Consider the following 10,337-nt stretch of genomic DNA (forward strand, 5'->3'; position numbering starts at 1 on the left):
AATTTATTAAAATTCAAATAAATTAAGGTGTATAAACTTATGTCTCGTAAAAAAAGTTTTAAAAAAAGAACATTGCCTTTAGATCCTATTCATAATTCTGTTTTAGTGACTAGAATTATTAATAAGCTTATGAAAGATGGCAAAAAAGATATTGCTTGCTCTATAGTATATAGTTGTTTATCTCAAATTAAAATATTAACTAAAAAAACACCTATTGATGTTTTAAATGAAGCTTTTAATAATATTATGCCTTTGGTAGAATTACGTACACGTACTATTGGTAGTCAAAAATATCAAGTTCCTTTAGAAGTTTCTGTAGAAAGACGTTATTCTTTAGGTTTGAAATGGTTGATTATGGGAGCACGCAAACGTAATGAAAAGGGTATGAAAGAAAAACTGGTTCAAGAAATTATTGCTGCTGCTTCCGGAACAGGATTAGCAGTTAAAAAACGTGATGAAATTCATCGCATGTCTGAAGCTAATAGGAGTTTTGCTCATTATCGTTGGTAAAATAGTGCATTTAATATTATTCAACTTAAAGGGGGGAACATGGGAATTGAATTAGAATTAGATAAAATACGTAATATCGGTATTATGGCTCATATCGATGCAGGAAAAACTACTACTACCGAAAGGATTTTATTTTATACTGGTAAAATTCGTGTAGCTAAAGAAACCCATGAAGGTTTAGCACAGATGGATTGGATGGATCAAGAAAAAGAACGAGGCATCACAATTACATCAGCAGCTACTACCGTTTTTTGGAATAATTGTAAAATTAATATTATTGATACTCCTGGTCACATTGATTTTTCTTCAGAAGTAAATCGTTCTTTACGTGTTTTGGATGGTGGTGTTGTAGTTATAGATGCCCAAGCTGGAGTAGAACCACAAACAGAAACTGTTTGGCGTCAAGCAACTTATTATAAAGTGCCTCGAATTGTTTTTGTCAATAAAATTGATAAATTAGGCGCTAATTTTGAAAACGCTATTACTAGTTTAGAAAAAAGATTAAATGTTTTAGCATACGCTATCCAATGGCCTATTGGTGTAGAGAATAATTTTCGTGGCTTCGTCGATTTAATAGAAATGCAAGCTTGGGAATATTCTTCTAGTCCTGATCAAGAAAATAGATTAATTCCTATTCCTGAAGAATTAAAGGAAATTGTTAATTCTAAAAGGCAAATATTAATAGACAAATTAGCTTCTTTAGATGATGAATTGTTAAATTATCTTTTAGAAAATAAACCTATTTCTACCACTTTAATAAAAAAAGCGATTCGTAAAGCAACTTTGGAAGTTAATTTCTTTCCGGTTTTATGTGGTTCAGCTTTGAAGAATAAAGGTATTGTTCCTTTGTTAAATGCTTTAGTGGATTTTTTACCTTCACCTTTAGATTTGCCAACTATTAATGGTTATGATAAAAATGAACAACCTATTATACGTAAAATCGATATCAAAGAATCTTTTATTGCGTTAGCTTTTAAAGTTATGACAGATTCTTTTGGTCGTTTAACTTTTGTACGTATTTATTCGGGTTGTTTAAAAGCTGGTTCTTATGTAAAAAATAATAATAAAAATATTACAGAACGTGCTTCACGTTTATTACTGATGCATGCTAATTCTAGACAAGATATTAAAGAAGCTTATGCTGGTGATATTGTAGCTGTAATTGGTTTAAAAAATACCATTACAGGCGATACATTAACATATGGAAATGATTTTATTGTTTTAGAAAAAATGAGTTTTCCTGAACCAGTATTACAAGTTGCAGTAGAGCCTGTTTTCGCTAAAGAACAGGAAAAAATTAGTTCTGCCTTGTTTGGTTTTACTCAAGAAGATCCTACTTTTAAATTTACTGTAGATCCGGAATCAAAACAAATGATTGCTGCTGGAATGGGTGATTTGCATTTAGATGTTTTAATGGAACGTTTAAAAAGAGAATTTCAAATTCAAGTTAAAGTTTCAGAACCTCAAGTTGCTTATCGAGAAACTTTAGTTAATTCTATAGAGGTTGACGGAGAATGCAAACATCAAACGGGAGGCCGAGGTCAATATGGTTATGTACAAATTTTATTCGAACCTAATCCTGGTAAAGGTTTTGAGTTTGTAAATAATGTTAAATATGGCGCTATTCCTCAAAATTATATTCCCGCTGTATCGAAAGGTTTGCAAGAATCTTTATCTAGTGGTATAATTGCCGGTTATCCTTTGACCGATATTAAAGCTACTTTATTTAGCGGCGCTTTCCATGAAGTTGACTCTTCTGAATTTGCTTTTAAATCTGCTGCAGCTGCAGCCTTACGTAAATTACGTAATAGTAAATTAGTTGTTATTTTAGAGCCTATTATGAAATTAGAGTTAATTACTCCTCACGAATATATTGGTAATGTTATAGGAGATTTAGTTTCTCGTCGAGGCCGTTTAGAAAAACAAGAAAATGAAGGCATGGTTATGAAAATTCAAGCTTTTGTTCCTTTAGCAGAAATGTTTAAGTATTCTAGTAGTTTACGTTCTAATACTCAGGGAAGAGCAAATTTTTCTATGGAATTTTTTAAATATGAAAAGGCTCCTGAACATATTGCTAATAAAATTATTGAATCACGTAATAAATAAAATTAGTTAAATACAATTTTGTTAGATATTTCGGAAATTATAATAATTAAGAATGATTTTGGTAAAAAATATTTAAATGGAGAAAAAATAAAATGTCAAAAGCAAAAATAAACAATAAAGAAGAATCACAAGCAATTAAACCTCATTTAAATGTAGGAACACTTGGTCATGTAGATCATGGTAAAAGTACTTTAAGTTTAGCTATTAATAATTATTTAGCTGCTAAAAATTTAGCTAAATTTCGCAAAGATATTAAAACTTTAGATAAAACCGTTGAAGAACAAGAACGTGGTATTACTATTAATGCTCATCATTTAGAGTATGAAAGTGATACTCGTAATTATGCTCATATTGATTGTCCTGGTCATAAAGATTATATTAAAAATATGATTACTGGAGCAGCTCAAATGGATGCTGCTATTTTAGTGGTTTCAGCTGCTGATGGTGCTCAACCTCAAACTCGTGAACATATTTTATTAGCTAAGCACGTAGGTGTTCCTAATTTAATAGTTTTTTTAAATAAATGTGATAAAGCTATTCCTGATTTAATACCTTTAGTAGAGCATGAAATACGTGAAATTTTAACTAAAAATGGTTATAATGGTTCAGAAATTCCTATTATTCAAGGTTCTGCTTTAAAAGCTTTAGATGGCGATGAAAATTATTTATCAAAAATTGCAGATTTAGTAGCGGAGTTAGATAAATTACCTCTTCCTTTGCGTGATATTGATAAACCTTTTTTAATGCCTATAGAAGATATATATTCTATTACGGGTCGTGGTACTACCGCTTCTGGTCGAGTAGAGAGAGGAACATTAACTTTAGGTGAAGAGATTGAAATTCTTGGTTTGGATAAAGATACTTCTACTGTTGCAATAGGTTTAGAAATTTTTAAAAAATCTAAAACTCAAATTCAAGCTGGGGATAATGCTGCTATTTTATTACGCGGTATTAAACATAGCGATATTAAAAAAGGTCAGGTAATAGTTAAACCTAATTCTTTAAAAGTATATTCTCAATTTAAAGCAGAAGTTTATATTTTGACTGAAGAAGAAGGTGGTCGTAAAAAATCTTTCCGAACTAATTATAGACCTCAATTTTTCTTTAGAACTGCTAATGTAACAGGTGTTATTACTTTACCAGAAGATGTTGCTGTTGCGATGCCAGGTGATAATGTTACTATTAAAGTAGATTTGATTAAACCTGTAGCATTAGAAGTTGGCACTTCATTTGCTTTCCGTGAAGGTGGCAAAACTATTGGTTCAGGAAAAATTATTGAAATTTTACCGAATTAATTAAAGTTAATCAATTATAAAGAAGACTAGTTTATAGTCTTTTTTTATATTTTAATCGTATTGAATATTTATGATTAAATCAAAATATGTTTATAGATATTTAAACAATATATTGATGTTGATATGTTAAAAATTTTAAGGTAAAATTAATTAATTGCAATACAATAAATGATAAAATTTAATATTATTTAATTGAGGATTAATAATAATTTTATTTATTTATGAAATTTTGTTTGTAATTTTAAGTTAATTAACTGTAATAAAATCAAAATAACTGTTTTTTAATACGAAAAAAATTAGTTATCTTTTTAAAAAATATTAATATTCTGGGGTTTAGAAACTTTTTTGTTTATTTATCTTCATAGAAAGTTAATTTCTAATATTAAAAAAGCTCAATATAATTAAAGTGATTTAATCTATTCTGATTTTATTAATATATAATAATGAAGGCTATTTTAAATAATTTCGGTTTTTACTAAAATTATAAATATAGTTTTAAAAAGGAGTTAAGAATATTATTAAACATAAAAAAAATAAAAAAGAAAATTTAAAGATTAGTTTTTTATACAATGAAAAAGTTCCTGCAGGAGAATATTTAGTTATTGATAGCCAAGGAAAACAATTAGGGCTTTTTCAAAAGGAACAAATCTTTGATTTAGCTAAACCTAATAATGAAGATTTTGTTTTAATTAATGCTCATTCTGATCCTAAAGTGGTACGTTTAGTTGATTATTCTAAATTTTATTATGAACAACAAAAAAAAATTAAACAAAATCGAAAAAAACAGCATAATCAAATGAATATTAAAACTATTTGTGTAAGCCCTCGTATTCAAGATAATGATTTAGATACTAAAATGAAAAAAGCTAAGGATTTTTTAAAAAGCGGACAAAAAGTAAAAATTAATATGTCTTTGCCTGGCAGAATGGCTATAAACCCTAATATTGGTATCGATATTTTTAAGAAAATTATATCTTCATTGAGTTTAGTATCAAAAGTTGATATTCCTCCTAAAATAGAAGGTAATCAAATTAATTGTTTATTAATTCCTTTAAAGTCTAATTAATTTTATTATTAGGCTTTTGGGTTTATTATTTATTTGGTTTTTTATTTTAAAAAAATTTAGAAAGAAATAATGGTAATTGATTTTGAAAAAAAAAACACATAAAGGTTTAAAAAAACGTATCAAAATTACTGAAACTGGTAAATGGTTGCGCAAACATGCTTTTAAAAATCATTTAGCCGGTTCTAAAACTACTAAACAAAATAGACAATTGAGAGGATTTACTGTTGTAGATTCTTCGGATTTAAAGCGCATTAAAAATTTAATTTAGCAAATTGATATAAATCTAAGGAAAGAAGAAAAGTCATGGTTAAAGTAAATTTAGTTCCAGCTCGACGTAAACGTCGTAAAAAAATATTAAAATTAGCTAAAGGTTATGTAGGTTCTAAAAGTACTATTTATAAAACTGCTCATGAACAAGTAATGCGTTCATGGCAATATGCTTATGTTGGTCGTAAAAGAAATAAAAGAGATTGGCGTTCTTTATGGATTCGTCGTATTAATGCTGGTTGTTCAGAAAACGGTATTAATTATTCTTCTTTTATATATGGTTTAAAATTAGCTGGTGTTGATGTAAATCGTAAAATTTTAGCTAATTTAATTATTAATAAACCTGAAATTTTTAAATTTTATACCGAATTGGCTCAAAAAAGTTTGTTTGAGTTAAATAACAATAAATTAATAGAAGATATTTCTCAATCTAAATTAGATTCAAACGATATTATTAAATCTGATTTAGATTCAGATTCTCTAACTCAACAATCTATTAAAAAAGATTTTTCAGATAGTGTTTCTCAAAATTCTGTTTCTATAAATAATTCTGCGATTGATAATATAAATGATATAGAAAAAAATAATTCAGATATTTTAGAAGATAATTCATTTTCACCAAATTTATCATCTTTAAAAAAAATGAATTTATTAAATTTGCGTCAGTTAGCTAAAAAACATAACATTAATAAGGTTTCTAAGTTAAAAAAAGCGGAATTAATTGATTTATTACTAGAAAAATTATAAATAAATATAAATTAATTATAGATCGTTTTAAAGAGGTTTGGAAATATGTATGAAATTAAAAAAATAACTTTTAATAAAATTATTTTAAATGCTCTAATAACTATTTTATTTTTGTTCAGTTCTGTAGCATGTTTTGAACCTAAATATTTTTCTATAAAAGGAATTCGAATAAGTGATATTTTATTAGGAATATTATTGTTGTTATTTAATTATTATTTTGTGTTTTTTAATTTTAAAAAAAATTCAGGATTAAAAAAGTTTTTCTTTTTAATAGAAACATTTTTTTTATTAATTATTTCGAGTAGTTTATTTTTATCTTTTTTAATTACTAATCCTTTTATAAAAAAAATGTTAGCTTTAAGTAATATTATTAGCTATATTTTAATGATTCATTGTTTTATTTCTTTGAATTTGTTTGGTTGGAAAAACGATAAAATAGGTATTTGGCGTTTAAATGGTTATTTAGTAACTTTTGGATTGAGCTGCTTTTTATTAGGAAAAAATATTGATTTTTCCCATATTATTTTAAGAATTTTGTCGATTTTTTTTGCTATTTTGTTTTTATTTTATCTATCTATCGTAATTAAACAAATTTCTAATCGTAATAAAATCATTGTTCAATGATAAAAAAATAAAATTTTATTGTAATACAAAGGAGATTTAATCAAAAAAATGTCAAATTTATTAATTAAAATGAAAGAATTAACTATGTTAAATGGTATTTCGGGACAAGAAAAACAGATTACTAATTATGTTAAAAATAGTATTCTTTCTTTTGTAGATAAAATAGAATATGATAATTTAGGTAGTTTAATAGCTTATAAAGGGCAAAATGGTCCAAAAATTATGTTAGCTGGCCATATGGATGAAATCGGTTTAATGGTAACCGAAATCACGGAAAATGGTTTTGTGAAATTTCAAACTATAGGCGGTTGGTTACCTACGGTTATGTTGGCTCAAGTTTGGCAGATTCATACTACAAAAGGTATTGTTTGGGGCGTGACTGGTGCTAAACCTCCTCATTCTTTGAGTATTACTGAACGTAATCAAAATCCAAATCTTAAAAATTTATTTTTAGATATAGGTGTTTCGACTAAAGAAGCGGCTCAAAAATTAGGAATTACCATCGGAAATATGATTACTCCTTATTTAGAGTTCCGTACTTTGGGAAGTGAAGATTTTGTTTTGGCTAAAGCAATAGATAATCGTGTGGGCGTTTTGATTGTCACCGAGGTATTAGAGAAATTAAAAAATAATCCTAATCAATTTATAGGAGCTTTTACAGTTCAAGAAGAAGTTGGTTTGCGAGGAGCTATTACTAGCGCAAATAAAGTAAAACCTGAAATTGCTATAGCAGTGGATGTTTGCGTTGCTAATGATGTTCCAGGTAATTCCAACACATCTATTAGTTATTTAGGAAAAGGACCACAAATATCTTGTTACGATCATGGATTAGTCGCTCATACAGCTTTGCGAGAATTCGTGATAAATGTAGCTCGAGAAAATAACATCCCTTTTCAAGAAGCTGCTCCAGAAGGTGGTACTACAGATGCTGCGGCTATGCATACACGTCATATAGGAGCGGCAGCTTTAGTAATTTCAGTGCCTACTCGTTATATACATTCTCATGCTTCAGTTGTGCATCAGCAAGATATTAAACACACAATTGATTTATTAACTCTATTAATACAAAAATTAGATCAAAATCAAGTTCAAAAAATTTTATTTAGTTAATTTGGATATTAATTTGATTATAAATTTTTAAATAATTAATATTAATATTTTTTAGTGTTTTATTTTAGTTACTATTAAAATTTAAAATATTCAAAGGAAAAGATATTAAAAAATGAAAAGAACTTATCAACCTAGTAAAATTAAGCGAAAAAGAACACATGGTTTTTTAAAAAGAATGTCTAATGCTAGTGGTCGTCGTTTATTATCTAATAGAAGATATAAAGGGCGTCATCAATTAACAGTTTAATAATTATGTTGAATCAAATTAAAATTGTTAATTTTTATAATATTCCAATGAATCAAATTTAAAACTTTATTATGATGAAAAAAAAATTTATTTTAAGTAAAAATAAAGAAATTAATTTAATTTTCAAACATGATAAAAATAGTGTAGCTAATTATTTTTTTAAAATATATTATGTTAATTGCGCGAAAACTTTGAATTTTAAATTTGCTTTAAGTATTAATAAAAGATATGGAAAATCTCATGAGAGAAATTTAATTAAACGCCGTATAAGGGCAATAATTTATAATTATTATTCGGTTTTAAAACCTAATGCTTTTTTTATTATTATTATTAAACCGACAGCGAGACAATTGAACTTTGTAGATTTATCTGAAAAATTATCGGTTTTGTTGAGAAAATCTCGTCTTATAAGTTCCTGATAAGGATATTTAATTGGATATATTATATGAATGATGATAAATTTATTTTTTTAAAAAGAATTTTAATGATGTTTTTATTTTGTTTTTTTATAACTATGATTCTTAGATTTTTATTTCTTGATGATGAAAATGTTAATACTCAGTCTAATATTAGCGATTTAAAAATTATTATGAAAAATAATAGGGATATTTCTGATAATCAAGTGTTTGATAAATTACAAAAAATAGAAAATTTTGATTTATATGAATATCAAAAATATTTAGATATTGTCGTTTGTGAAATTCAAGATAATAGTTATTTTAAATGGTATTCATTAGATAATCAAAAATGTAATGATTATATAAAAAAACAATTACGAGATAAAATTAATAAAATATGTTCCGGTTTAGAATACTATTTTAGTTTTAACGACACCAATATTACATTAGAAACTAAAATCATTATATTGAAAAAATTTTTTACAGTTGTAATAGGGGTTAATAGAAGTTATTTTTTAAATCGTTTTATACAAGAAAAATGTTTTCAAAGTTTATTTATCAAGAATATTAGCGCTAAAACAAATACAATTAATTCAGTTTCATCTAATGATTTATTAAATTTTAAAATTTATAAAAATTTTGATGATAATATAGAAATATCTAATCGAGATTACAATGATATTATTAGACAGAAATATTCAAATTTAGATTCTCAACCTAAAAAATTAAATTATTTTATTTTGAGAAATAATAATTCTGATAATCAAAATTTGGGTTTAAAAATTTTTGTGAATGATCAAGAAGATTTGCCTATTCAATGGCCTTCTAAATTAGAGTGGAGTAAATTTTTAGGTTTAGGTTATATTTGGAATTTTTTAATTATTTTTATAGCTTCTTTATTAAATTTTTTTTCTTCTATGGGTTCCCATGGAATAGATGGATTTGTATTAGGAAATTTAGGGATTGGAATTGTATTAACTACTATTTTAATTCGAACTTTGTCATGGCCTATTTATACTAAAACTAACACTTTTGCGTTTAATATGAATTTAGCGCAACCAGAAATTACTAAAATTCAATCAAAATATGCTTCCTCTAAAGATCCTAAAGAAATGCAACGTATGTATTTTGAAATTATGCGAGTTTATAAAAAGTATAATGTTAATATGTTTTCTAGTTTTTTAATGTCTTTTTTTCAAATGTTTTTATTTTTAGCTATGTTTCGTGTTTTACGTCGTTTCCGTATTCCAGGTGGTATTTTTAAAATTTATACTCAAAAACCTTTTTTAGGTGTAATGAATTTGCAACTTGAAAATAATAATGATAATTTATTTTTTTCTATATTTTTAACTTTAATAACAGGTTTGAGTATGTTTATTTTAAATCAATTAATGTTGAAAAATTCTGAAAATATAAAAAATAAAAATGTTTTATTAACTTCTGATGAATCTCAACCGATTAAACCAGAAAATATAATGAAATTTTTTAATTATGCAATGGTTTTATTTATGATGTTTTTATCTTTTCGCGATCCTATGTTATCTTTATATTGGATTATAGGTAATTCTTATACTATTTTACAAACATTAATTAATAAAAAAATTATATTAAAAAAAATGCAAAAATTAAAAAAATATTAAAAATATATTGATAATATTTTAATAATTCCTGATTATTTCTTCGAGATAAGTTTTTCATATGATAAAAAATCAGGAATAAAAAATATTTTTTAAATATTAAAAATTAATTTTATTATTGATTTTTAATTTTTTTATAAAAAAAATAAAAATATTTATATTTTTATCCATAAATTATGTTAAAATCAATTAGTAAGTTTTTTCGACAAAAATTATAAATTTTTTTCGAATTAGTAATTTTTTAAATGGAGGGATAGCGAAGTGGCTAAACGCAGCAGTCTGTAAAACTGTTCCGAAAGGTACGGCGGTTCGAATCCGTCTCCCTCCACC

The 10,337-nt window shown here is 25.6% G+C and carries 11 protein-coding genes and 1 tRNA gene; all 12 read left to right on the forward strand.

All coding sequences use genetic code 11. From position 1 onward, the window contains the following. Window positions 1-39 precede the first annotated feature (39 nt). The 12 genes from rpsG (at window position 40) to KHD59_RS00625 (ending at window position 10,335) form a co-directional block, all read left to right on the forward strand. Window positions 40-510 carry a 30S ribosomal protein S7 gene (rpsG, locus tag KHD59_RS00570; RefSeq protein ID WP_054598454.1) on the forward strand — a complete coding sequence of 157 codons (471 nt, stop codon included), beginning with the start codon at window positions 40-42 and terminating at the stop codon, window positions 508-510. Between the two features lie 39 nt (window positions 511-549). After that, a complete protein-coding gene (gene fusA, locus KHD59_RS00575; RefSeq protein ID WP_213680305.1) occupies window positions 550-2,616 on the forward strand; it encodes an elongation factor G in 2,067 nt (688 codons plus the stop codon). Window positions 2,617-2,708: 92 nt separating this feature from the next. Beyond that, entirely contained in the window at window positions 2,709-3,911 is a 1,203-nt protein-coding gene (gene tuf / locus KHD59_RS00580; protein ID WP_004994943.1) for an elongation factor Tu, read from the forward strand. Between the two features lie 553 nt (window positions 3,912-4,464). Then, window positions 4,465-4,977 (forward strand): translation initiation factor IF-3, encoded by a 513-nt coding sequence (gene infC, locus KHD59_RS00585; protein ID WP_255872641.1) that lies wholly within the window; start codon window positions 4,465-4,467, stop codon window positions 4,975-4,977. 79 nt (window positions 4,978-5,056) lie between these two features. Beyond that, window positions 5,057-5,245, forward strand: a complete 189-nt coding sequence (rpmI, locus tag KHD59_RS00590) for a 50S ribosomal protein L35 (protein WP_036690854.1) — start codon at window positions 5,057-5,059, stop codon at window positions 5,243-5,245. Window positions 5,246-5,280: 35 nt separating this feature from the next. Further along, window positions 5,281-5,991: a 50S ribosomal protein L20 gene (gene rplT, locus KHD59_RS00595; RefSeq protein ID WP_213680304.1), complete on the forward strand. Its 711-nt coding sequence runs from the start codon at window positions 5,281-5,283 to the stop codon at window positions 5,989-5,991. A gap of 45 nt (window positions 5,992-6,036) precedes the next feature. Further along, window positions 6,037-6,615: a hypothetical protein gene (locus KHD59_RS00600; protein WP_004994935.1), complete on the forward strand. Its 579-nt coding sequence runs from the start codon at window positions 6,037-6,039 to the stop codon at window positions 6,613-6,615. Window positions 6,616-6,663: 48 nt separating this feature from the next. Then, entirely contained in the window at window positions 6,664-7,725 is a 1,062-nt protein-coding gene (locus KHD59_RS00605) for a M42 family metallopeptidase (protein WP_193622125.1), read from the forward strand. Window positions 7,726-7,837: 112 nt separating this feature from the next. Further along, a complete protein-coding gene (gene rpmH, locus KHD59_RS00610; RefSeq protein WP_004994933.1) occupies window positions 7,838-7,972 on the forward strand; it encodes a 50S ribosomal protein L34 in 135 nt (44 codons plus the stop codon). A 71-nt stretch (window positions 7,973-8,043) separates the two neighbouring features. Then, window positions 8,044-8,391 (forward strand): ribonuclease P protein component, encoded by a 348-nt coding sequence (gene rnpA, locus KHD59_RS00615; protein ID WP_213680303.1) that lies wholly within the window; start codon window positions 8,044-8,046, stop codon window positions 8,389-8,391. A gap of 26 nt (window positions 8,392-8,417) precedes the next feature. Then, a complete protein-coding gene (locus tag KHD59_RS00620) occupies window positions 8,418-10,010 on the forward strand; it encodes a YidC/Oxa1 family membrane protein insertase (protein ID WP_213680302.1) in 1,593 nt (530 codons plus the stop codon). A 244-nt stretch (window positions 10,011-10,254) separates the two neighbouring features. Beyond that, window positions 10,255-10,335: transfer RNA gene (locus KHD59_RS00625), tRNA-Tyr, on the forward strand. Window positions 10,336-10,337: the final 2 nt, after the last annotated feature.

Origin of the sequence: Sesame phyllody phytoplasma, from assembly GCF_018390775.2 — a bacterium.
Lineage (GTDB): Bacteria > Bacillota_I > Bacilli_A > Acholeplasmatales > Acholeplasmataceae > Phytoplasma > Phytoplasma australasiaticum.